Raw genomic sequence first — 22,801 nt, forward strand, 5'->3', positions numbered from 1 at the left:
TACAGCTAAGAATATACCAAAAAATCTCCAAGCTTCAATGCTTAAGCCTTCAGGGGCAGGAATAAACCAAATAATTAACCCCAATAATATAGGTACAAGTAATTTTATATTTTTACTTGACATAAAATCTCCTTATAAAAAAATTAAGTAATTATAATATATTTTTATTACAATCTTATTATAAGAAAAATTTAAATATTTAAAAAGTGTGATAAAAGATATAAAAATATCAGACATATAAAATAAATCTTAATTGCATAAATAATATTTAATTTAAAAATCTCTTTTGGATTGCAAGAGTATCTTGAACTTAAAGTTAGATTTAACCCAGATATTGGAGAGGTTGATACTGTTGTTGCCCATGACATTAAAAAAGTCATAGCAAGAAGAGTATGATTTGCATTGACAAAAAAATCTCCCAAAATTGATATAGATATAATTGGATGAATTCCAATAAAACCTAAAATTATAAAAGTAAGTAAAACAATTGAAGCTGTTTTGTAATCAAAAATTTCAAAAGGGAGTTTAAAATCAAATGATAAAAGAGTAGTTCCTATAAAAATTCCAAAAATACCAGCTACTAAAAATAGTGTTAATTCACTCTTCATTTTTGGTAAATCATCAATTATATAAAATTTTAATATTTTAAAACTTTCAAAAAAACCTTTTTTTATAGGTAAAATAAAAAGAGTAAGAAGTAAAGAGAAAAGTGAGATTAAAACAATAATTTTAAGATCTTCGTAAAAATGGTGAGTAAATAGAACAAAAATAGCTAATAGAAGTGGAATAAAAAGTGTTTGTAAAGATAAAGGATAGCCTTGAAATGTTGATAAATCAAACTTTTTATTGTAGTTTACTTCAAGTAGCGTAATTATAAAAGTTGCTATTGCTAAAAATATTCCAAAAAAGATTATTGTAAGCGTTTGTAAATTTGGAGCATAAGTAATAGCAGCTGCAAATGCCACAAAAAAAGGTGACCAGTAAGCATCACTTGCAAATGATCGAGTAAGTAAAACTATTTGTAAAGTACTCAATTTCCCTTTTTTGTACATTTTATCAGCAACCAAAAGTAGGGCTGATAGATTTATAACTGAACCAAATAGATGAATACTTAAATATGTTTTTATAAATGAGCTTTTTCCACTTGGAAGTTCAATACTCTTTTCACTTCTAGGAGTTGCAATAAGTTTTAAAAATCCAACTGCTATTAAAAGATTTAGAAGATATAAATTTATACTAAATGCTTTGTAAAAATCTATTTTTATATCATTAAAATAGCAGTATAAAAGGGATAAAAAGGATAAAAGTAGAAGTGTTGATATAAGTTTTCTCTTTTTTAATGTAAAAAACAAAATTGTAACAGCTATCCAAATTGATACAACAGCCACTATTTGAAGATTTTCATTAAAAAAGTATGAGTAGAGTGTAAAAATAAACGATAAAAATATTAAAAATCCTGAAAATCTTGAAAGTGCTAACATAAAAATCCTATATCTTAAAATCGTATTATATTAAAACTTAGTATAATTCAAGGAAAAAAGGAAAAAATTGATAAGACTTGGTTCAAATTCGCCAACAAGAGCAAAGATACTAAAAGATTTTAAGATTGATTTTATACAAAGTGGTGGAAGTTTTGATGAGGATAGTATAACAACTTCAAATCCTAAAGAGTTTTGCTATGCTGCTACAAAGGGAAAATTTGATGAGTTGTATAATAGATATGGGATTGAAATACCACTTTTGGTTGCTGATAGTGTAGTAACTTGTGAAGGTAAACTTTTAAGAAAAGCAAAAGATTATGAAGATGCAAAAAATATGCTAGAACTTCAAAGTGGAAATGAAACTTCTGTAATTACTTGTATGATTTATAAATCAAAATCTATTGAGTTAATTGATATATCTATTACAAGTTATGAGTTTGAAGAGTTTAGAGAAGATGATCTTTTAAACTATTTAAAAAGTGGTGAGTGCTTTGGAAAAGCAGGAGCAATTATGGTTGAAGGTTTTTGCAAACCTTATATAAAAAAGGTATCTGGTCTTGAAACTACAGCTATGGGACTTAGTATTGAAAAATTAATACCTTTTTTAAAACTATAAAGTTTTAAAAAGGTCTTTGTTTAAAGCTACAACTAAAGCTACAACTAAAAGTAAAATCACAAATACAATTAGCATTATATTCCAATTAAATGCTTTGTATATCATTGATGGAACAAGTGAGCCTGTTGCTCCTCCTAGATAGTAAAAGGTTAAATACATTCCAGAAGTTAAAGATTTTTGTGATTTTTGCATAGAGTTTGCAAGTTGAGTGCTAACTGTATGAGCTGTAAACATTCCTATACAAACTAAAAATAGAAGTAAAAAAAGATATAAAATATTTTCTATAAATAGTGATGATATAGTAAAGATAAAAAATATTGTTGCATATAATATGGTATTTATTTCACCCTTGAAAAAATTTACTATTTTTTTAGAGTTTAATGATACTAAAATTCCCATTCCATATCCTAAATATAAAAGAGCAATTTGAAACTCAGAAAAATCACTTGATAACTCTTTTGCTCTAAAAGGAAGCACATTTAAAACACCTGAGAATACAAAAAATATACAAAACATTACAAAATATACTATTACAAATCTTCTATCTTTTAATATATTTACTACATCTGAAATTTTTGGTTTTATAATATTGGCTTCACCATTAAAGTTTAGTTTTTTAATTAATAAAATAGAGATAAATATAGCAAATGACAAAGAGTAAAATACATATTCATAAGAAAAAGTTGTTGCAATAAACCCTGAAAAAACTCTTCCAATAAGTCCTCCAAAAACTGTTCCAGCAACATAAATAGACATATTAAATTTAATATTATCTTTATCTATATTTGCCAAAATACTCATAAGTGAAGTTAAAATTGCTGGAATTACTAATGCTTCACAAACTCTAAAAAACAAAAATAGTTCATAACTATTTGATAAACCTAAAAATATGTTTGTGATTAATAGAACTATTGATGCATTTATTAACATCTTTTTTGCACAAACTTTCTCTAAAATATAACCGTATATTATTGGTGCAACTGCTAAAAAGAACAAAATAACAGCTGTAAAAAGTGAAGCCTCTGTAATAGTTACTTTAAATTTTGTGGCTAAAAGTGGTTGAAGTGGTTGAGTTGCATACATTACAGACATTGTAACAATTAGTCCATATATGATAATTAATAGATTACTTTTCAAAATAGATTACCTAGCCTTTAAAAAAGCTAATTCTACTCTTAAAAATATTTGTTTAAAGTTAAGCAAAATAGTAAAACTAGGGAAAAATCCCTAGTTTTTAATCAAATGAAGGTTTTGGAGTTTTATCGTTTGATTCTGGAAGTTGTGGATAAACAATAGCTGGTTTTTCACCTGTTAATGATTTTAAGAAAGTTACAATTTTAGAAGCTTCTTTATCAGAAATTTCTATTCCTAATTGTACAGAACCCATCTCTTTAACTGCCTCTGCTAAAGACCAGATTTGTCCATTGTGGAAATATGGAGCTGTTTCAGTTATATTTCTTAAAGATGGAGTTTTAACCATACCGTTCTCATCACCTGCAAAGTCACCAACGCTTATAAATTTGTATTTATTTGCAACTTGGAATGGTTGCATTGTTCCACCAAGAGCAATTCCTGTGTGACAAGCCGTACAACCTTTATTTAAGAATAATTCTAATCCCTCTTTTTCAGCTTTTGTTAAAGCATTAGCATCACCTTCTAAGAATTTATCAAATCTTGATGGTGTAACTAAAGTTCTTTCAAATGTAGCAATTGCACTTGTGATTTTATCAAAATCAACTTTTGTATTTTTCCCATAAGCTTTTTTAAACTCATCTACATAAGCTGGAATTGAATTAATTCTCTCTTCAACAAGTGCTGGAGGTGCAGCCATCTCTGGACCTGCTTGAATTGGACCTGCTGCTTGATCAGCTAAGTGAGGGCTTCTTCCATCCCAAAATTGTGCTTTAAAAAATACTGAGTTATAAACTGTTGGAGAGTTTAAGTGGTGTGGATTTGAAGTCCATCCATGTCCAATTGCAACAGGAACACCATCAGCTCCACCAAGTGCTAGATTATGACATGTGTTACAAGATATTAAATTACTTCTTGAAAGTCTTGGATCAAAATATAATTTTTTTCCAAGTTCAACTTTTGCATCTGTTATTGGATCTGCTTTATCATCAATTAATTTCATTAAAGCTTTTTTATCTGATGGGATAGGCTCCAAACCAAAGTTTTTTGATTTTGTGATTAATGCTTGATCAGCAAAAAGTGTAGTTGCACCTAAAAATAGTGCTAAAGAAATTTTTAGTTTCATATAAAATCCTCCTAAATGATTTAAGAAATCATAGGAAAATTTTTATTAATTAGAGCTTAGTTTTATCTGTTTTTATAAATAATATTATAATTTTTACTTATAAAATAGGAGATAAAATATCCTATTTTATCTTTTCAACTAACTGTTTTGGAAGAAGACCTAAAGAGTCTTCAACAAGCTTAGTGTCGCCGTGTTCTATAAAGTTATCTTCAAATTCAAATGATTTTAAAGAGATATTTTTTATACTCTCTTCATTTAAAGCCTCTAAAATAGCACTTGCTACACCGCTTTGTTTTTGTGAATCACTAAAAACATACCAAGAGTCATATTTTTTTGATAAATCTTTTAAGATATTTTTATCTATTGGTTTTATAAATCTTAGATCTAATATTGCTATATCTTCACTATGAAGCTGTTCAACTTCAATAGCTTTTGATACACCACTTCCATATCCAATGAAAAGTTTATTTGAAGTTCCATTTTTAAGTAGTTCTGCTTTTCCTAACTCAAATTTAGAAGCTTTGTACTCTAAATCTTTAAATGAACCTCTTGGATATCTAATTGCACAAGGACTATTTAAAGTATATGCAAACTCTAAAGATAGTTCCAATGTTTCGTTATCTCTTGGAGCAAATAAAATCATATTTGGAATAAATCTTAAAAAACTAATATCAAAAGCTCCTTGATGAGTCTCACCATCATTTCCAACAATTCCAGCTCTATCCATTGCAAAAACAACAGGCAGATTCATAATACAAACATCATGAATTATCTGATCAAAACCTCTTTGTAAAAATGTAGAGTAGATTGTAACAAAAGGTTTAAATCCCTCTTTTGCCATAGCTGCCATTGAAGTAACTGCATGTTGTTCAGCAATTGCTACATCCCAAAAACGAGAAGGAAACTCTTTCATTAATTTATCCATTCCGGTTCCACTTGGCATGGCGGCAGTTACACCAACAATATTTTCATATTTTTTTGCTAAATTTAATAAAGAGTTAGAAAATACTTCAGTTGCACTTATTTGTGTACTTTTTTTGATAAACTCTCCATTTTCAACATTAAAAGGACCAACTCCATGCCACTTTTCATGTTGTCCTTCAGCAATTTTATAACCTTTTCCTTTTACAGTTCTTGCATGAACAATTACTGGTTTATTCATAGATTTAGCTATTTCTAAAGTCTCTATAATCTCTTTTAGATCATGTCCATCAATTGGACCTATATAATCAATTCCCATCTCTTCAAATAAAATACCAGGAGTTATTAGTTTAATTGAGCTCTCAATTCTTTTTGCTAAATAAGTTGTACCTTCTGGCATATTGTTTCGTATAAACTTATCAACTGTTGCTTTAAAACTTTGATAAGTTTTTCCAGCTAATATTTTTGATAGATATTTTGAAATTGCACCAATTGGTTTTGCAATACTCATTTCATTGTCATTTAAAATTATTACAACTGGAAGTTTTAAATCTCCTAATTCGTTTAGAGCTTCATAAACCATTCCAGCGCTCATAGAACCATCTCCAATCATAACAACTGGAACTCTATTTTCACCTTTTAGTTTTATAGCTTTTGCTGCACCAACTGCAAGTGAGATAGAAGTTGAACTATGACCAGCTACAAAGTAATCAGCAGAGCTCTCATTTGGTTTTGTAAAGCCACTTAATCCACCAAATTGTCTAATTGTTTCAAACTCATCCCATCTAGAAGTTAAAAGTTTGTGAGGATAACATTGATGAGAAACATCAAATATAAATGGATCACTATTTACATCAAAAACTTTGTGCATTCCAATAGTTAATTCAACAGCACCAAGTGTTGATGAGAAGTGCCCACCTTTTCTTGATACTACATCAATTATTCGCTCTCTTATTTTGCAAGATAGCTCTTTTAACTCTTCGATTGATTTATCTTTTATTTGCATTTTAAATCTATTTTAACTCTTCTAAAACTTCAGTCAGCAGTTTAAAAAACTTAGTATTTTGTGCTTGAGTACCAATTGTAACTCTAATTGCATTTAGACCATAACCTGTTAAATCTCTAATAATCATCCCTCTTTCTAAAAGTTTTTGAGCAATCTCTTTTGAAATAAAGTTTTTGAATAAAATCGTAATGAAGTTTGTATATGAAGGTATATATTCAAAACCATTGTCTTGGCAATATTTTTCATATCTTTTCATCTGTTTAAAGTTTTTTTCAATACAATCATCTACAAACTCTTGATCTTTTAAAGCTTCAATAGCTGCTGCTAAGCTTAAAGTTGTAATATTAAAAGGAGCTCTTATTTTATAAAAAGTTGAAATAATATCCTCATTTGCTAAACCATAACCAACTCTCATTCCTCCAAGAGCATAAGCTTTTGAGAAAGTTCCAAGATAGATTGCATTTGGAAATTTTTCTATTAAATCTTTTGGAGAGATTCTTTTTTTCTCATCTTTAAAACTAGCATACTCTTGATATGCACCATCAACTACAACTAATGTGTTTTTATCAATAGTTTCTAAAAATTCATAAACTTCATCTTTATCTAAACACTCCCCTAATGGATTGTTTGGAAGACAAAGAAAAATTACATCAGCTCCATGTTTTTTATAAAGTTTACTAAACTCTTTTAAGTTGTGTTGAGAAGATTTTGTTTTGATAATCTTTGCACCAACTTGTTTTGAATATATTTCATACATAGCAAATGTTGTTTGAGCCATTAAAACTTTTGAATTCTTTTTACATTTTGCATGAACTGCAAACTCTAAAATTTGATCACTTCCAGAACCAATAATTACATTTTTGCTATTAAGATTGAACTTATTTGCCAAAGCTTCTTTTAATTCAAACATAGAGTCATCTGGATATAAGTACATATTTTTTGCAAGACTCTCTATTTTTGCAACAACTTTTGGGCTTGTCCCATAAGGATTCTCATTTGATGCAAGTTTTACAACATCTTTTTGATTAATTCCATACTCTCTTACAACTAACTCAATTGGTTTTCCAGCCTCATAAGTTGATAAATTCTTCAACACTTTATTAAATTTCATTTTTGCTCCTTGCTTAATTTATATATCTTTTATCTCTTTTACATAAGATCCTAAAACCTTTATACTACTCTTATGTTTATCTAAAACCTCTTTAACATTTTCATCATCTTTATGTCCATCAAAATCTATGAAAAATATAGATATTCCTTCAACAATATGAGATTTTATTTTTGTTAAATTTATTCCAGCATCGTTAAAATCATTTAGAAATTTTACAAGTGCTCCTTGAGTATCTGGAAGATTTACCAAAATAGATGTTTTGTCATTTCCACTTTGAGAATTTTCAAAATCACTTAATATGAAAAATCTTGTTTTATTGTTATCTTTATCTTCAATATTTTCAAATAAGATTGGAAGATTATAAAGTTTTGCTGCAACATGAGAACAAATTGCCGCACTATTTGCTTCAATTGCTGCTAGTTTTGCAGCTTTTGTTGTTGATTCAACTGGAATTAATTCAACTTCATTTAGTCCAAAATTATTTAAAAATTTTCTACACTGATCAAATGCTATATCTTTTGAATATATCTTTTTTATATCGCTTATTTTATCACAAGTTGTTGCAAGTGTGTGATGAATGTTTAATACAACTTCAGCAACTATTTTTGAGTTAAAATTTGTAAAACCATTTATTGTGTCATTTACAATTCCATTTGAAGAGTTTTCAATTGGTACAACACCAAATTTTATCTTTTTTGACTCTAACTCTTTAAAAATTCCCAAAATTGAGCTAATAGATACATAAGAGCTCATAGCTCCAAATCTACTCTCAGCTGCTTGATGTGTAAAGCTTCCTTGAGGACCCAAATATCCAATGTTTTCTGGTAGTTCAATATTTCTTGATATTGCAAAGATTTCTAAAAACAGAGCTTCAATAGCACTTCTATTTAAAAGACCATTTTTTTCTTTATTAATTTTATCAAGTCTATCAATAATAGCCTTCTCTCTATCAGGTCTATATATTGCACCACCACTTTTTGCTTTTAAAGCCCCAACTTTATGAACTAGCTGCATTCTTTCATCTAAAAGTTCAAGAAGTCTATTATCAATATTATCAAGCTTATTTCTTAATTCAAGTAAGCCATCTTCACAACTTGCCATTCAAAATCCTTATTTTATAAACTCTTCTTCTAAAGCAATTAAATCTTCAAATTTTTCTCTTCTTCTAATTAATCTATCAACACCATTTTCAACTGCAATCTCTGCAACTCTTCCTCTTGTATTGTAGTTACTAGACATTGTAAATCCATAGGCTCCAGCACTGTGAATTACCACTAAATCATCACTTTGTGTCTCTTGTAAATCTATATTTTTTGCAAAAAAATCTCCACTTTCACAAACAGGTCCTACAATGTTACAATTTGAGAAGTTTTTATTATCATTTAAAACTTCAATTTTATGATAAGCATTATATAAAGCAGGTCTTATTAAATCATTCATAGCTCCATCAACAATAACAAATCTCTTATTTCCGTTTATTTTTTCATATAAAACTTTTGTTACAAAATATCCAGAGTTTCCAACAATAAATCTTCCTGGTTCACAAATAACAGTTAAATCAAGACCAAACATAGAGTCTAAAATTGATTGTGCATACTCATATGTATCAATTAGCTTCTCTTCATCATAGATAATTCCTAAACCACCACCAACATCCATAAATGATAGTTCAATTTTTATAGCTTTTAAGTTTCTTACTAAATCAGCCACAATTTTAACAGCATCTTTAATTGGTTGAAGTTGAGTAAGTTGCGATCCAATATGACAGTGAATTCCAGTTGGCTCTAAAAAATCACTATTTTTACACTGAATATACATTCTTTTTGCTGTATCAATATCTACTCCGAACTTATTTTCATGTAGACCTGTTGAGATATATGGATGAGTTTGTGGATCAATATTTGGATTTACTCTTATTGAGATTCTTGCAACTTTATTTAACTCTTTTGCTATTGTTTCAACTTTATTTAACTCAGCAGCACTCTCTACATTTATAAGTAAAATATCTAAAGTTAAAGCCTCTTTTATCTCTTCATCACTTTTCCCAACACCTGAGAAGATAATTTTATATGAAGGAATTCCAACTTTTAAAGCTCTTTTTACCTCTCCAATACTAACACAATCAGCTCCTGCTCCTAAGTTTGCAAGATGTTGTATTACACTTAAATTCGAGTTTGCTTTAACTGCATATGCTATTAGAGATTTTCTTGCTCTAAATGACTCTTTAAGCTCAGTATACTGTTTTTTAATGTAATCAAAATCATATACATAATATGGTGTTTGATATTTTTGTGCAAGTGTTTTAAAATCTATATTCATAATTCTCCTAATTAAAGTTTATATCTATTTATCAGTTCCATTCCAAGCAATTTTTGGTTTTCCATCTTCAAACTCAACTGCTGGCATACCCATTATATTAAATCCACTATCAACATGGTGAATTTCACCAGTTACCGCACTACTTAAATCGCTAAGTAAATACATTCCAGAGTTTCCAACTTCATCAATTGTTACATTTTTCTTTAATGGAGAGTGAGCTTCATTCCATTTAAGCATAAATCTAAAATCACCAATTCCAGCAGCTGCTAAAGTTTTGATTGGACCTGCACTAATAGCATTTACTCTAATTCCATCTTTTCCTAAATCTTCTGCTAGATATTTAGTAGTCATATCTAAAGCTGCTTTTGCAACTCCCATTAAGTTATAGTTTGGAATATATTTTTCTCCACCATAATATGTTAATGTTAAAATTGAAGAGTTAGAAGATAAAAGAGGTTTTAACTCTTTTGTAACTTCAATTAATGAAAATACAGATATATCCATTGCTATATCAAATGCCTCTTTTGATATATTGTGAAATCTTCCGCTTAAACCCTCTTTTGGAGCAAAAGCGATTGAGTGAACAATAAAATCAATCTCGCCTAAATCTTTTTTTAAAGATTCTCTTAAAGCAACTATCTCTTCAGGTTTAGAAACATCACAAGGATAAACTAAATTAGAGCTTCCAAACTCAGCAGCTATTGGTTCAACTCTTTTTTTAAGAGCATCATTTAAATATGTAAATGCAATTTGTGCACCTTGTGCATGACAAGCTTTTGCAATTCCATAAGCAATTGATTTGTCATTTGCTACACCTAAAATAACACCTTTTTTACCCTTCATTATCATTATAAATCCTTTGTATTTTCTAAAATTTGTATAAAATCATCTATTTGCCAAGATGCAGTTCCAATTAAAGCTCCATCAACATTTTTAATAGAGCAAATCTCTCTTACATTTTCAACTTTAACACTTCCACCGTAAAGAAGAGGTTTGTTGATTTTTGATTTTATTGCATTGTGAACTTTTTTGATATCTTCGTTTGTTGCAGTAACACCTGTACCAATTGCCCAAACAGGCTCATAAGCAAGAATTAAATTTTCATAGCTTGTATCAATACCAACAAATTGTTCAAAAATATACTCTAAAGTTTTGTCTAAACCTTCATTTTTAACCTCTAAAGGCTCTCCAATACAGTAGATTATTTTAAAATCTAAGTTTTTGTAAAACTGATATTTTTTTGCAATCTCTTCTTGAGACTCATTTAAAATATGTCTTCTTTCACTGTGACCTATTAATATAGTTTTGATTCCAAACTCATCAATTTGTAAACTTCCAATCTCACCTGTAAAAGAGCCATATTCTACAGCATAAGCATTTTGAACACCAATTTTAAGATTTGAAACTATATTAAAAGAGTCTAAAGAGCATGAAGTTGGAAATACTAAAACTTCATTTTGAATACTTTTTTCAATCATAAAAGAGTTTAATTTTTCAATATACTCTTTAGTACTCTTTCTTGTATGGTTTGTCTTAAAATTACTTGCAATAATTGCCATTTATTTATCATCCTCAATAACTAAAGCTTTAACTCCAGGAAGAATTTTTCCTTCAATTAACTCTAAAGATGCTCCACCACCAGTGCTTATAAATGTCATATCATCTTCATCACCAGTAATTCTTACTAAATCAGCTGTATCTCCTCCACCAACAACAGTGGTCGCATATGAACTTGCTACTGCGTGAGATATTTTTGTGCTTCCTTTTGCAAATTTTTCCATCTCATAAACACCCATTGGACCGTTCCATAAAATAGTATTTGCATCATTTAAAACTTCACTAAATAATAAGGCAGTTGCTGGTCCTATATCAAGCCCTATCCAAGATTTTGGTATCTCTTGAACTGGAACAATTTTAGCAATAGCTTCAGCATCAAAAGCTTCAGCAACAACAATATCAACAGGAAGATATAGTTTTGTATCTTTTTGTTTTGCTAATTCCATAATTTTTAAGGCTTCAGGAATTAAATCCTCTTCAACAAGTGATTTTCCAATTTCATATCCTAAAGCTTTTAAGAATGTAAATGCCATTCCGCCACCAATTACAATTTTATCAACTTTTGGAACAAGATTATAAAGTGCTTCAAGTTTTCCAGATACTTTTGATCCTCCAACTATTGATACAAATGGTCTTTTAGGATTTTCAACAATATGGTGGAAAAATTTAATCTCTTTTGCAAGTAAAAATCCAGCAGCTTTGTGATTTATATCAAAATATTTTGCAATACCTTCAACAGATGAGTGAGCTCTGTGAGATACTCCAAAAGCATCATTTACATAAACATCAGCCATTGAAGCTAATTTTTTACTTAACTCTTCATCATTTTTTGTTTCACCAGCTTCAAATCTCATATTCTCTAAAAGCATTATTTCACCAGATTTTAACTCTTTTGCCATTTGTAGAGTTTTTTCACAAACTACATTTGGAGCTAATTTTATCTCTTGCTTTAATAAAATATGTAATCTTTTTGCAATTGGTGCTAGTGAGTATTTCTCTTCAAAACCACCTTTTGGTCTTCCAAAGTGGCTAGCTAATATAACAGAGCAATCATTATCAATACAATATCTAATTGTATTCAAAGCACTTCTAATTCTTCTATCATCTGTAATGTTATTGTACTCATCAACTGGAACATTAAAGTCACATCTAATAAAAACTTTTTTACCAGCAATATCTATATTTTTAATCTCTTGTAACTTCATTTTATCCCTTATTTTTTCGATATATAAACAGCTAAATCTACAAGTCTAGCAGAATATCCCCACTCATTGTCATACCAGCTCATAACTTTTATCATATTTCCACCAATAACTTGAGTTAAATCAGTAGCAATAATTGTAGAGTTTGTATTTCCTATTAAATCACTTGATACAAGCATTTCATTATCAACTGCAACAATACCAGCTAACTCTTTTGATTTTTGAGTAAATAAAGCATTTATCTCATCTTTTGTAGTATCTTTTTTGATTACAAAGTTTACATCTACCATAGATACATTTGGAGTTGGAACTCTTACGCTTTGACCATGAAGTTTTCCATCAAGTTGAGGCATAATAAGTCGCATAGCTTTAGCTGCACCTGTGCTTGTAGGAATCATATTAGCAGCACCAGCTCGTGCTCTTCTTTTATCAGATTTGTGTTTTACATCTAATATATTTTGGTCATTTGTATATGAGTGAATAGTTGTCATTAAACCTTTTTCAATTCCAAAAGCATCATCTATAATTTTAGCTATTGGTCCAAGGCAGTTTGTAGTACAAGATGCATTTGAAACTATATTTTCACCACCATAAGTTGACTCGTTTACACCCATAACATAAGTTTTTGTATCATCTTTTGCAGGTGCACTCATAACAACTTTTTTAGCACCATTTTTTATATGAACTTGACAAGACTCTTTTGTTAAATATGCTCCTGTACACTCTAAAACAATCTCTGCACCACAATCTTTAGTAAATGTTAGCTCATTTGCATCTCTAGTTGAGTATAATTTTGCATTAATTTTACCCATTTTTAAGTAACCATTCTCAACTTTAACATCACCATTAAAAGTTCCATGAACAGTATCATATTTTGTAATATACTCAAGCATTGAAGCTTCAGCAGTATCATTAATAGCAACCAGTTCAACATCATCTCTGTTGGCAATAATTCTAGCCACACATCTTCCTATTCTTCCAAATCCGTTTATTGCAACTTTAATAGCCATCTAATCCCTTTATAAAAATTCTAAATAGCAAATATTTTATCGAAAAATTGCTATAATATAATTTAATTCATAATTTGAGGTAAGTTTTTTTTGAAAATTGCAATTTTTGGTGGTAGTTTTGACCCAATACATTTAGCACATGAAAAGATAGTTAAGACTGCACTAGAAGTTTTAGATATTGATAAATTAATCATAGTTCCAACTTATCTAAATCCATTTAAAAAAGATTTTTTATTTGAGCCAGAGATTAGATTCAAGCTTTTAAAAAAAGTTTTTGAAGATGATAAAAGGGTTGAGGTTTGTGATTATGAGATTAAGCAAAAAAAACTAAGCTACACTTATGAGACTATTAGATATATTAAAAGTTTATTAAATCCTAGCAAAATCTACTTCATAATAGGTGAAGATAATCTAAAATCTCTTTATAGATGGCACAATATTGATGAGCTAAAAGAGAATTTAGAGTTTGTTGTGGCTAAAAGAGCTGGATATAATCTCTTATCAAGTGAGTTTAAAACTCTTGATATAAATATAGATATTAGCTCTACAAGACTGCGTGAAAAATTAGATTTAAACTATGTTCCAAAAGTTATTTGGGAAGATTTAAAAAACTTAAAAAAGGAAAAAATTGAAAAATAGAGTAGAGAATATAAAAGCTATTTTAGAAGATAAAAAAGCTGTTGATGTTGAACTTTTTGATTTGAAATCAAAAGAGTATTTAGTTGATTATGTTGTAATTGCTACAACTTTAAATCCAAAACATGGTGCTGCACTTTTGGATTATTTAAAAACAGATTTAAAACCAAAAGGTGAAGAGTTTTTAAGAGTTGATGAAGATGAGAATTGGACTGTTATTGATTTAGGAGATATTTTTATTCATTTAATGAGTGAAAAATATAGAGAAAAATATAACTTAGAAGATTTTTTAGAAAGCTTTGCAAAGCCTAAAAATTAAATAAAGATAGAGATTTATCTCTATCTTTTGTTTAGATTAAAACCCATCAGTTATATCATACTCATAATTTATTGTTGCTTTTACATTTTTCATAGTTGAAGCTCCTAATGCTTTTTGATTATATTTAAAAGACCAAACTTTTTTTACTTCTAAGTCATCATTAACAGTTATTGGATAATTACTTCCAAGCACACTTGATGTGTACCAAATATTGTTTTGACTTGAAGATATTTTGTGTAGTATTCCACCTTTGCTAGGAGTTACTGTACCTGTTGTTGTAATAGATTTAACAATAGCACCATTTGGAATAGATGAATTATTTGTTAAATTCATATTAATAATTGAAGAATCAACACCATTTGGGTTTGTTAATATATCTGGATTTCCAGGATTTGAAGCAGTACCTACAAAATCAAATGTTCCATTAGCTGAATATATTCTTTTTTCAACTGTAACCGTAAAATACATATCGCCAGTATAACTTCCTCTAGTAACTTTTATATAAAATGTTTGTGCATTTATATCAGCATCTGCATTTGCAAAAAGAAATGGTAAGTAATTAGAAGTAGTATTTATTATAGTATCTCCTAGATTAATTCTTTTGCCAGTACTATCAAGTGTTTCTATTGTCATACCTAAATAGCTATCATTGTAGGAAGTTCTAGCATATATTTTATCTCCAGCACTTGCTGTAAATTTATAATAAGCTTCATTTATATTTGGTTCTAGCCAAGTAGTATCTGGAGTATAATATTCCCAATAACCCATTACATAGGCATCATTTAATGTATTATTGCCTGTAATTGTAGCAGAAACATTTGTTATACCAAATAAACCAACAAAAAACATTACTAAAACAGCTTTTAGTATCTGTTTAAAACTTTTTTTCAACATCATTTTTGTCTCCTTGTATATAAGATATTTGATTTTATGATTGTTAAAGTTAAATAAAGATTAGTTTGATAAAATTAATCTAAATTAAAGAAATGTAATAATAAAAAAAGGGGAATTGTTATGAAGATAAACACTAATATTCAGCAGTTTAGTTCGTTAAGTGGAATAAAAGTAACACAAAATAATTATACACAACAAACTAATAAAAATAGTGAAGCAGTAAATATTGATATAGATAAAAATACTTTAAATAGCTTAAATCTACTTTCATCTTTAGATGAAGAAACTTTTATTAAAAGCTACAACAACTTTATAAGTGATGATGAAAAAGCTGTTAGAAATAGACTAGAAGAAGTTTACTCAAAAGCAACAAAAGAGAATAAAAAATTTGCAAATCCAGAGCAACATATTAGTGATAAATATTACTCACAAGCTTCACCATATTATATAGAAGGATTAAGTCGAATAGAAAGAGATGTAGCTCATAAACATGAAATGGATTATTTAAAATATGGGAAGTTAAGAAATATAAGCTTTATTGACCCAAATATAAAAGATTTAAATTCAATGAATGATAGAGTAGAGAGTGCTGAAAAAAAAGCATTTAATAGAGATATGGTTAATGAGCAGTTCCAACAACTTTTAAATAAATATGGTATTTCTATTCCTAAAGATAGTAATCTTAGATTTACAATTGAACCTTATGATTATAAAGTAACTGTTAGCGGACTTGATGATAAAAATCTATCTAGTTTAATAGAAGATGTTTTAAATACAGGAGATAACTCAAAAGAATTATTTAGTCATATTTCACTTAGTCGTTCAAGCTATATAGATGATTCAATACAATTTAGTAAAGATAAATCAATGAAACATTCTATATATCATACTGTAAAAGAGCTAACTGGCTATGACTTAAGAGATTTGGAAAATGTAGATGGTAAATTTATTACAGAAGATGGAACAGATGTTATGGAGCTACTAAGAATTGGTGTTATAAATAGTAAAAATATTCCTGAGGAATACAAGGGAGTTGCCTTTGATGGTTATAGTGCGAATTTATCAGAACTTGCAAAAAAAGGCTTTGAAAATGTACCTGATTTGGTTTTATCAATAGATTATAAAAATGGAAGTTTTTATGATGTAGGACAAAGTGAAAATTTTGGAATGGGAAAAACAAAATGGATAGATGAGTTAAAAGCTTCAAAATCTCAAACTTTAGGAGAAGCTTTCAAAAATTATAGACAAGATAGTGTAAATCTTGAAGATAAACAAGATATTATAAAAGATGCTTTAAATTTAAATACTCTAACTTTGGATAGTTTAAAATCTGAAGCAAAAGGTTTATTTGAAGAGTATGGAACAACTGATTTTGAATTAATCAAACTAATACTAATGCAAAAATATCTTACTGGAAAAGAGGATAGTCAAGCCGATAAAGAATTTTATAAACTCTTAAAAGAGTGGGAAAATCATACAAAAGAGATTACATAATCTCTTTTGCTTCAATTCCAAGAAGTTTAAGTCCTGTTTTTATACTTAATTTTGCCATACTTAGAACTTTTAAGTAAGTTTTTTCTTCACTACTTCCAATAATTTTATGTTCATTATAAAACTTATGTACGCTAGAAGCTAGATTGTATAAGTATTCAGTAATTTTTTGCATATCTCTTTTAGAAAATGCATCCTCTAAAACAGATTTTAAAAGAAGTGATTCATAAACTAAATTTAAAGCTTCACTATTTAAAGCTTCAAAGCTCTCATCTTTTACATCATCTAAACTTAAATTTGATTTTACAAAAACTTGATTTATTCTTGCGTGTGCATAGTTTATATAAAAAATTGGATTACTTGAGTCTTGATTTTTTAACATATCAATATCAAACTCCAAGTGAGTATCACTTTTTTTAGTTAAGAATATAAATCTTAAAGCATCACTTCCAATCTCAGAAGTTATATCAGACATTAATATAACATTACCAGCTCTTTTACTCATTTTATAAGGTTGTCCACCTTTAAGTAGCTGAACCATTTGAGATAAAATAACCTCAAGTTTAGAAGAGTCATTTCCTAAAAACTCAATAGCTGCTTTTACTCTTGTAATATAACCGTGGTGATCAGCTCCCCAAATATTTATATATTTGTCAAACTCTCTATCAAATTTATTTTTGTGATAGATTATATCTCCAGCTAAATACGTAGGAATTCCATTTTCTCTTACAACAACTCTATCGCTATCATCACCAAATTGTGTTGATTTTAGATAAACTTTTTCATCTTTTGTGTAAAGTGAACCATTTTTTTCTAAAACAGTTTTTGTATTTTCCCATGAGCTATAAAGTGATTTTTCGGATACAAAATTTTGAAAACTTATTCCTAAATCACCTAAATCTTTTATGATTATTTGCATTACTATATCTTTTGCAAAAATTGCCATCTCTTCAAATCTACTCTCATCATAGATAATATCTTTTCCATATTTTTCTATAATTTTTTCGGCAATCTCTATTAAATATTCGCCTCTGTAATAACTCTCTGGATACTCTACAGTTTCATTAAATATAAAATCTCTAGCAGCCAAACTAACGCTAATTCCAAGAAGTTGCATTTGAGCACCAGCATCATTTATATAGTACTCTGTTGTTATAGGATATCCTAAATATGTTCCAACTTTATATAAAGTATCTCCAAAAACAGCCCCTCTTGCATGTCCAATATGAAGAGGACCTGTTGGGTTTGCACTTACATACTCTAGAAGTATTTTTTCATCTTTTTTATCACCTTTTGCAAAATCATCTTTTTTTTCTAAGGCTTCATTTGTAAGTTTTTCTATAAATTTTTTAGATAGTTTAAAGTTTATAAAACCTTTTACAGCTTCAACTTTTTCAAAAATATTTGGATTTTGCAACTTTACAGCCAACTCTTCAGCTAAAATCATAGGAGATTTTTTTAACTCTTTTGCTAAAGAGAATGCAACTGGTGTTGCAAAATGACCAAGTGAGCTATCTTTTGGCTTCTCTAATACAATATCTTTTTGTAAATTTTTTTCAATAAAATCTTTAACTATATTTTGCAATTTAATCTCTTTGTAGGTGTTTTAAGACAAAGGCTTAAGCCTTTGTTTTGTCTTCAGTTTTAGTAGCTTCTACTTTATTATCAGCTTTTTTTTCACTATCTTCGATTTTTGAAGCTGTAGCACTCTCTTCATCTTCATCTTTTATAGCTTTTTTAAAGTTTTTAATACCACTTCCTAAACCTTTTGCAAGTTCAGGTATTTTTTTACCACCGAATAATATTAGTATAATTAAAACAATTACTAGTAATTGCATACCACTTGGCATACCCATAATAATTCCTTTTTTTTAAGATAAAGAATATTATATCTTTTTGTAGCTTAAAATTTTTTTCTATTTAAAAATAAATTGTGCAATTTTTACACCAAGAAAAATTGCAAATATAGAACCAGAAATATTTAAAATAATATTTAATATTGCTAAATTTAAAGAAGAGTTTAATAGTAAATAGCTGTCAAGTGCAAAAGTTGAAAATGTTGTAAGACCACCTAAAAAACCTGTAATTATAAGAAATCGTACGTTTTCAGAAACAATAAAATTAGATATATAAAAATAGACAAAACCAAGTATTAGTGAACCTAATATATTAACTATTAAAATGCCTAAAGGAAAATCAACTGGATAATATTTTGTTTGATAAAAAACAGTTATGGCTCTTAAAATCGAGCCGACTGCTCCACCAATACCAATTGCAATAAGAGTTTTAAACTCAAGAAACATAGTTTTTATACTCTTTGTAAAATACCTCTTTCATATTTTTTTCAGTATCTTCATACCAAGAGCTATCTTTGCTAGCAAGAACTGGTTCTAAAAATACAACTTTTACAACTCCTGAAGATGCTTCCAATCTTTTTGAATCAACAATATTTCTAGTATTAAACATAACAACAGGTTGAACTTTTAGGTTATATTTATTTCCAAGCATTTTAGCTCCTGCTTTAAAATCACCCATAAAAGTTCCATCTCCTCTAGTTCCTTCTGGGAAAATTGCTATTGGACGACCTTTATCTAACCTATCTTTTGCTTCACTTAATAGATGAATTAAACCAGCTTTATTCTCTCTATCAATACTAATCATTCTTGGAGCTTTTATAATATGACCAAAAAAGAACATATCAGTTATCTCTTTTTTTGCAACCCAAGCTATGTTTCTTTTGTGAATATACTCCATTACTATAATATCAAGCATTGATTGATGATTTATTAAAATTAAATCACAACTCTCATCAAGTTTACCCTCAATTTCAAGCTTAATTCCCAAAAAGTACATTTGAATAGTCATCCAAATTTTAATAACTTTATGTGTATTATTTCTAAATATGTACATAAAAAATATAACAAATGCAACAGTTATTGAAAACTGAATTGCTACAAAAAGACCTCTAATTTTTTTCAAAACTCTCCTCCTTAATCCAGCCAATAAAACTGTTATCTAAACCTAAAACTTTTTTAAATTGACCTTTTTTCTCTAATACTTCAACTCTCTCTTTATTTGTTGTTTTAAAAAATATTGTTGAGTTTTTTGTAGGAAGAATATATATAAATGAATCCTCGCTTACATAACCTTTTTGATTTGGAAAATTATAAATAATTGCAAATATAAGTGAAATAAACATAAGCGTAAATATAATTTTGTTTCTTCTTTTCCAAATAAATAGTAGGAAAAATATTACAAAAACAACAATGGCAGCGATTTTTTTATATTTTTCAAATGTTGAATCATTTGGATTTAAATCAGTTTGTGTACTTACTAACTCATTTTGTAAAATAAGTGGAACCTTCATCTCCACAAAACTATTAGTTTTGCTATTAAAATATGTAAATATAAGATTTTTTTGATAAATTGGTGTTACAAAATAGTAAACTAAATTTTCAATATTCTCTATCTCTTTAATTGATGAGATTCCTTGCTCTTCTATCTCATTTAAATGAAAGTTTCCCAAATTTGAGTTTATTGCATCTATATCTACAATTGTAAGAGCATCTTTATTGTTATATTGTTTTGTTTTATATGCTTTTATAACTAAATCATCAGCAATAATATTTGTAAATCTTTTATCACTTTTTCCAATCTCTAAATAATTTATACTACTTAACTCTAAAATATCATTATCAATAACTTCATTATAGTTTAAAAGTGAGATATTTATAATTGGAAGTTTAAAATTAGGGCTTAAAACTTGAAGATAGTAACTATTTTCATACTTATTATTTGATATTTTTTTCCAAGGAGAGTTTGGATTTATGATATCTATATCTTCCATTTCAAAGAATTCAGTTTTTAAATCTGTAAAATTTGAAGTTGTTACTAAAGCTTCAACTTTTATCTCAAATTTTTGATTGGCATATATATTTTTTGGTATTTTAGAAAATGATAAATAGAGATTTTTTGATGCAAATAGATTTACAGTAAGAAGAGTTGAAAAAAGTATAAATAAAGATATTAATTTTTTCATATTATTTAAAGTAGAAAAATCTACTTTAAAAATCCTTTCAACATATTAATACCATCTGTTGAACCCAAAATATCTTCAATTGCACGTTCTGGATGAGGCATTAAACCAAATACATTTCTCTCTTTATTGCAAATTCCTGCGATATTTGAAACACTTCCATTCATATTTGTAACTTCACCATCTTTTGTACAATATTTTAATAATATTTGATTATTAGCTTCAAGCTCTTTTAATCCAGCTTCATCAATATAGTAGTTTCCATCATGGTGAGCTACAGGAATATTAACTATATCTCCAACATTTAAAAGTCTTAAAAATTCATTGTTATTATCTATAACTTTTAAGTGATGATATTTTGATATAAAGTGTAAAGTGTCATTTCTTTTCATTGCACCTGGAAGTAAACCAGCTTCTAAAAGAATTTGAAAACCATTACAAATTCCTAATACTTTTCCACCATTTGAAGCAAATTTTTTAACATCTTCCATGATATTTGCAAATCTAGCAATTGCACCACTTCTTAAATAGTCACCATAAGAAAAACCTCCTGGAACAACTACTAAATCTGTATTTTCTGGAAGCTTTGTATCTTTGTGCCAAATAACTTCAACTTCACAACCAAGTTTATCAAATGCATATTTTGCATCAAATTCACAGTTTGTTCCTGGAAATTGTAGAACTGCTACTTTCATAATTAACCAACTATTTCTATTGTGTAATCTTCAATTACAGTATTTGCTAAAAGCTTTTCACACATTTTTGTAACTTCTTCTTTTGCTTTATCTTTATCGTTTGAATTTAACTTAATAATAATCTGTTTTCCAACTCTAACATCAGATATTAAATCTTTAAATCCTAAAGTTCCTAAAGCATGATTTATTGCTTTTCCTTGATCATCTAATACACCTTTTTTTAAACCTACATTTACAATTGCTTTCATATTTTATACCTTTACTTATATTTTTTTGGGATTATATCTAATATTTTATTTGCTTAATCTTTCTAAAATTGTTCTATATCCATTTAAAATTTTATCTTTAATCTCTTGTGGAACAACAACTTCTAACTTTTCACCAGCTTTTAAAGATTTAGCTTTTTCTTTCCAATTATCTTTTTTACCAAAATCTCTTAGAATTTGCTTATCCATAGATATGAAATTATTTTTTTCAAAATCTTCTAATGCTATAAATCTTGAGCTTTCAGGTGTTAAAACTTCATCTCCTAAAACCCAATTTCCACTCTCATCAACAAAAATCTCAAATTTTGTATCAACTACAACAATTCCTCTAGCTTGTGCAAAAGATGTAAACTCTTTAAAAACTCTCTCTAAGTTTGAGATTATTTCAGGAAACTTATCTTTTACTTTTTGTGAATTTAAAGGCTCATCTTTAATTCCTTTTGTAGTAGGAGTAAAGATAGGATTTTCAAATTTATGCCACTCTTTTAAATCATTTGGAAGATTTAATCCATAAGGGTCTTTATTCTCTTGTAGAGCTTGAAATAGCGAACCTGTTAAATAGTTTCTAAATATTAGCTCAAATTGAACCGTTTCTCCATCAATTTCAGCTTCAAGAGGTTTACATAGTTTCATAAGCTGGCATCTTGGTGAAAGTGAAATATCATTTGAAATTTTTTCATCTAATATCGCTGTTCTTATTGCAGCTTTTTTTGCAAAATCTGCGCCAAAATTTGATATTTGAGTTTGAATTATTCCTTTACCTTCAATTTGAAAATTAAGTGGAATATCAAAAACAGATGTTCTATCACTTCTTACAAGTAGAGTTTTAGGTTCATCTCCTGGGCAACTATAAAGGTCTGCATTTTTACCTATATAAAAAAGTTTATATCCAGCATTTTCTAGCTCATCAAAACCTTTTTGTGTAGTTGTTTTTTTATTGTCTGGCCAAAGTTTTAACTCTTTTATTTTTTCTATATTCATTTT

General features: G+C 28.1%; 25 protein-coding genes. 4 read left to right on the top strand and 21 right to left on the bottom strand.

Going from position 1 to position 22,801, the window contains the following annotated elements:
* On the bottom strand, positions 1-123 hold a 123-nt coding region (locus tag WC168_RS02765; RefSeq protein WP_372617457.1), incomplete at its 3' end, for an anion permease.
* A 68-nt stretch (positions 124-191) separates the two neighbouring features.
* Complete coding sequence (locus tag WC168_RS02770) at positions 192-1,481, bottom strand: tellurium resistance protein TerC (RefSeq protein WP_372617408.1); 1,290 nt, start codon at positions 1,479-1,481, stop codon at positions 192-194.
* A 67-nt stretch (positions 1,482-1,548) separates the two neighbouring features.
* Here WC168_RS02770 and maf point away from each other — a divergent pair, with 67 nt between their 5' ends.
* A complete protein-coding gene (maf, locus tag WC168_RS02775) occupies positions 1,549-2,097 on the top strand; it encodes a septum formation inhibitor Maf (RefSeq protein WP_066351498.1) in 549 nt (182 codons plus the stop codon).
* Here maf and WC168_RS02780 read toward each other — a convergent pair.
* From WC168_RS02780 to gap, 10 genes are all read right to left on the bottom strand, one after another.
* Positions 2,092-3,234: an MFS transporter gene (locus tag WC168_RS02780; RefSeq protein ID WP_372617411.1), complete on the bottom strand. Its 1,143-nt coding sequence runs from the start codon at positions 3,232-3,234 to the stop codon at positions 2,092-2,094. The genes maf and WC168_RS02780 overlap by 6 nt on opposite strands.
* Before the next feature lie 97 nt (positions 3,235-3,331).
* On the bottom strand, positions 3,332-4,354 hold the full coding sequence (locus WC168_RS02785) for a cytochrome-c peroxidase (protein ID WP_372617413.1): 1,023 nt from the start codon (positions 4,352-4,354) through the stop codon (positions 3,332-3,334).
* Positions 4,355-4,475: 121 nt separating this feature from the next.
* Positions 4,476-6,281, bottom strand: coding sequence for a 1-deoxy-D-xylulose-5-phosphate synthase (dxs, locus tag WC168_RS02790; protein ID WP_372617415.1), 1,806 nt, complete (start codon positions 6,279-6,281; stop codon positions 4,476-4,478).
* 7 nt (positions 6,282-6,288) lie between these two features.
* Positions 6,289-7,392 carry a histidinol-phosphate transaminase gene (hisC, locus tag WC168_RS02795; RefSeq protein ID WP_066409072.1) on the bottom strand — a complete coding sequence of 368 codons (1,104 nt, stop codon included), beginning with the start codon at positions 7,390-7,392 and terminating at the stop codon, positions 6,289-6,291.
* A gap of 18 nt (positions 7,393-7,410) precedes the next feature.
* Positions 7,411-8,493, bottom strand: a complete 1,083-nt coding sequence (gene pheA / locus WC168_RS02800) for a chorismate mutase (RefSeq protein WP_066351485.1) — start codon at positions 8,491-8,493, stop codon at positions 7,411-7,413.
* A 9-nt stretch (positions 8,494-8,502) separates the two neighbouring features.
* Complete coding sequence (gene lysA / locus WC168_RS02805; RefSeq protein WP_372617418.1) at positions 8,503-9,711, bottom strand: diaminopimelate decarboxylase; 1,209 nt, start codon at positions 9,709-9,711, stop codon at positions 8,503-8,505.
* A gap of 24 nt (positions 9,712-9,735) precedes the next feature.
* A complete protein-coding gene (fabI, locus tag WC168_RS02810) occupies positions 9,736-10,560 on the bottom strand; it encodes an enoyl-ACP reductase FabI (protein ID WP_279133943.1) in 825 nt (274 codons plus the stop codon).
* Positions 10,560-11,270 carry a triose-phosphate isomerase gene (locus tag WC168_RS02815; RefSeq protein ID WP_372617420.1) on the bottom strand — a complete coding sequence of 237 codons (711 nt, stop codon included), beginning with the start codon at positions 11,268-11,270 and terminating at the stop codon, positions 10,560-10,562. The genes fabI and WC168_RS02815 overlap by 1 nt, the downstream gene beginning before the upstream one ends.
* The gene (gene pgk / locus WC168_RS02820; RefSeq protein ID WP_066161972.1) at positions 11,271-12,473 is read right to left on the bottom strand and encodes a phosphoglycerate kinase; all 1,203 of its coding nucleotides are present in this window, start codon (positions 12,471-12,473) and stop codon (positions 11,271-11,273) included.
* 8 nt (positions 12,474-12,481) lie between these two features.
* Positions 12,482-13,480: a type I glyceraldehyde-3-phosphate dehydrogenase gene (gene gap / locus WC168_RS02825; RefSeq protein WP_372617422.1), complete on the bottom strand. Its 999-nt coding sequence runs from the start codon at positions 13,478-13,480 to the stop codon at positions 12,482-12,484.
* Positions 13,481-13,570: 90 nt separating this feature from the next.
* On the opposite strand from gap, the gene nadD reads away from it, so the two are divergent.
* The gene (nadD, locus tag WC168_RS02830; protein ID WP_066351476.1) at positions 13,571-14,119 is read left to right on the top strand and encodes a nicotinate (nicotinamide) nucleotide adenylyltransferase; all 549 of its coding nucleotides are present in this window, start codon (positions 13,571-13,573) and stop codon (positions 14,117-14,119) included.
* A complete protein-coding gene (rsfS, locus tag WC168_RS02835) occupies positions 14,109-14,435 on the top strand; it encodes a ribosome silencing factor (RefSeq protein WP_066351473.1) in 327 nt (108 codons plus the stop codon). Before nadD ends, rsfS begins: the two co-directional genes overlap by 11 nt.
* Positions 14,436-14,471: 36 nt before the next feature.
* On the opposite strand, the gene WC168_RS02840 is transcribed toward rsfS, so the two are convergent.
* Positions 14,472-15,332, bottom strand: a complete 861-nt coding sequence (locus tag WC168_RS02840) for a hypothetical protein (RefSeq protein WP_372617425.1) — start codon at positions 15,330-15,332, stop codon at positions 14,472-14,474.
* Between the two features lie 117 nt (positions 15,333-15,449).
* Here WC168_RS02840 and WC168_RS02845 point away from each other — a divergent pair, with 117 nt between their 5' ends.
* Positions 15,450-16,823 (top strand): DUF4885 family protein, encoded by a 1,374-nt coding sequence (locus tag WC168_RS02845; protein WP_372617427.1) that lies wholly within the window; start codon positions 15,450-15,452, stop codon positions 16,821-16,823.
* Here the strand turns inward: WC168_RS02845 and argS are convergent.
* From argS to WC168_RS02885, 8 genes are read right to left on the bottom strand one after another with little or no spacing between them, the layout of a single operon-like run.
* On the bottom strand, positions 16,816-18,405 hold the full coding sequence (gene argS, locus WC168_RS02850; protein ID WP_372617429.1) for an arginine--tRNA ligase: 1,590 nt from the start codon (positions 18,403-18,405) through the stop codon (positions 16,816-16,818). The genes WC168_RS02845 and argS overlap by 8 nt on opposite strands.
* Before the next feature lie 34 nt (positions 18,406-18,439).
* Positions 18,440-18,676, bottom strand: a complete 237-nt coding sequence (locus tag WC168_RS02855) for a twin-arginine translocase TatA/TatE family subunit (protein WP_066161955.1) — start codon at positions 18,674-18,676, stop codon at positions 18,440-18,442.
* A gap of 60 nt (positions 18,677-18,736) precedes the next feature.
* On the bottom strand, positions 18,737-19,123 hold the full coding sequence (gene crcB, locus WC168_RS02860) for a fluoride efflux transporter CrcB (protein ID WP_066161952.1): 387 nt from the start codon (positions 19,121-19,123) through the stop codon (positions 18,737-18,739).
* The gene (locus WC168_RS02865; RefSeq protein ID WP_372617432.1) at positions 19,113-19,799 is read right to left on the bottom strand and encodes a lysophospholipid acyltransferase family protein; all 687 of its coding nucleotides are present in this window, start codon (positions 19,797-19,799) and stop codon (positions 19,113-19,115) included. Before WC168_RS02865 ends, crcB begins: the two co-directional genes overlap by 11 nt.
* Positions 19,786-20,859 (bottom strand): hypothetical protein, encoded by a 1,074-nt coding sequence (locus tag WC168_RS02870; protein ID WP_319079686.1) that lies wholly within the window; start codon positions 20,857-20,859, stop codon positions 19,786-19,788. Before WC168_RS02870 ends, WC168_RS02865 begins: the two co-directional genes overlap by 14 nt.
* Before the next feature lie 20 nt (positions 20,860-20,879).
* Positions 20,880-21,551, bottom strand: a complete 672-nt coding sequence (purQ, locus tag WC168_RS02875) for a phosphoribosylformylglycinamidine synthase subunit PurQ (protein ID WP_372617434.1) — start codon at positions 21,549-21,551, stop codon at positions 20,880-20,882.
* 2 nt (positions 21,552-21,553) lie between these two features.
* Complete coding sequence (purS, locus tag WC168_RS02880; RefSeq protein WP_372617436.1) at positions 21,554-21,799, bottom strand: phosphoribosylformylglycinamidine synthase subunit PurS; 246 nt, start codon at positions 21,797-21,799, stop codon at positions 21,554-21,556.
* A gap of 45 nt (positions 21,800-21,844) precedes the next feature.
* Positions 21,845-22,798 (bottom strand): phosphoribosylaminoimidazolesuccinocarboxamide synthase, encoded by a 954-nt coding sequence (locus WC168_RS02885; protein WP_372617438.1) that lies wholly within the window; start codon positions 22,796-22,798, stop codon positions 21,845-21,847.
* Between the last annotated feature and the right edge of the window lie 3 nt (positions 22,799-22,801).

The organism is Aliarcobacter sp. (assembly GCF_041672065.1).
In the GTDB taxonomy this organism is placed as follows: Bacteria; Campylobacterota; Campylobacteria; order Campylobacterales; family Arcobacteraceae; genus Aliarcobacter; species Aliarcobacter skirrowii.

Bases quoted from the DNA above. Each gene is read 5' to 3' on its own strand.
- WC168_RS02770 (WP_372617408.1), bottom strand. From the start codon at position 1,481: ATGTTAGCACTTTCAAGATTTTCAGGATTTTTAATATTTTTATCGTTT.
- WC168_RS02840 (WP_372617425.1), bottom strand. From the start codon at position 15,332: ATGATGTTGAAAAAAAGTTTTAAACAGATACTAAAAGCTGTTTTAGTA.
- WC168_RS02815 (WP_372617420.1), bottom strand. From the start codon at position 11,270: ATGGCAATTATTGCAAGTAATTTTAAGACAAACCATACAAGAAAGAGT.
- dxs (WP_372617415.1), bottom strand. From the start codon at position 6,281: ATGCAAATAAAAGATAAATCAATCGAAGAGTTAAAAGAGCTATCTTGC.
- purQ (WP_372617434.1), bottom strand. From the start codon at position 21,551: ATGAAAGTAGCAGTTCTACAATTTCCAGGAACAAACTGTGAATTTGAT.
- pgk (WP_066161972.1), bottom strand. From the start codon at position 12,473: ATGAAGTTACAAGAGATTAAAAATATAGATATTGCTGGTAAAAAAGTT.
- WC168_RS02885 (WP_372617438.1), bottom strand. From the start codon at position 22,798: ATGAATATAGAAAAAATAAAAGAGTTAAAACTTTGGCCAGACAATAAA.
- WC168_RS02785 (WP_372617413.1), bottom strand. From the start codon at position 4,354: ATGAAACTAAAAATTTCTTTAGCACTATTTTTAGGTGCAACTACACTT.
- WC168_RS02845 (WP_372617427.1), top strand. From the start codon at position 15,450: ATGAAGATAAACACTAATATTCAGCAGTTTAGTTCGTTAAGTGGAATA.
- WC168_RS02855 (WP_066161955.1), bottom strand. From the start codon at position 18,676: ATGGGTATGCCAAGTGGTATGCAATTACTAGTAATTGTTTTAATTATA.
- hisC (WP_066409072.1), bottom strand. From the start codon at position 7,392: ATGAAATTTAATAAAGTGTTGAAGAATTTATCAACTTATGAGGCTGGA.
- crcB (WP_066161952.1), bottom strand. From the start codon at position 19,123: ATGTTTCTTGAGTTTAAAACTCTTATTGCAATTGGTATTGGTGGAGCA.
- pheA (WP_066351485.1), bottom strand. From the start codon at position 8,493: ATGGCAAGTTGTGAAGATGGCTTACTTGAATTAAGAAATAAGCTTGAT.
- WC168_RS02870 (WP_319079686.1), bottom strand. From the start codon at position 20,859: ATGAAAAAATTAATATCTTTATTTATACTTTTTTCAACTCTTCTTACT.
- gap (WP_372617422.1), bottom strand. From the start codon at position 13,480: ATGGCTATTAAAGTTGCAATAAACGGATTTGGAAGAATAGGAAGATGT.
- purS (WP_372617436.1), bottom strand. From the start codon at position 21,799: ATGAAAGCAATTGTAAATGTAGGTTTAAAAAAAGGTGTATTAGATGAT.
- fabI (WP_279133943.1), bottom strand. From the start codon at position 10,560: ATGATAATGAAGGGTAAAAAAGGTGTTATTTTAGGTGTAGCAAATGAC.
- lysA (WP_372617418.1), bottom strand. From the start codon at position 9,711: ATGAATATAGATTTTAAAACACTTGCACAAAAATATCAAACACCATAT.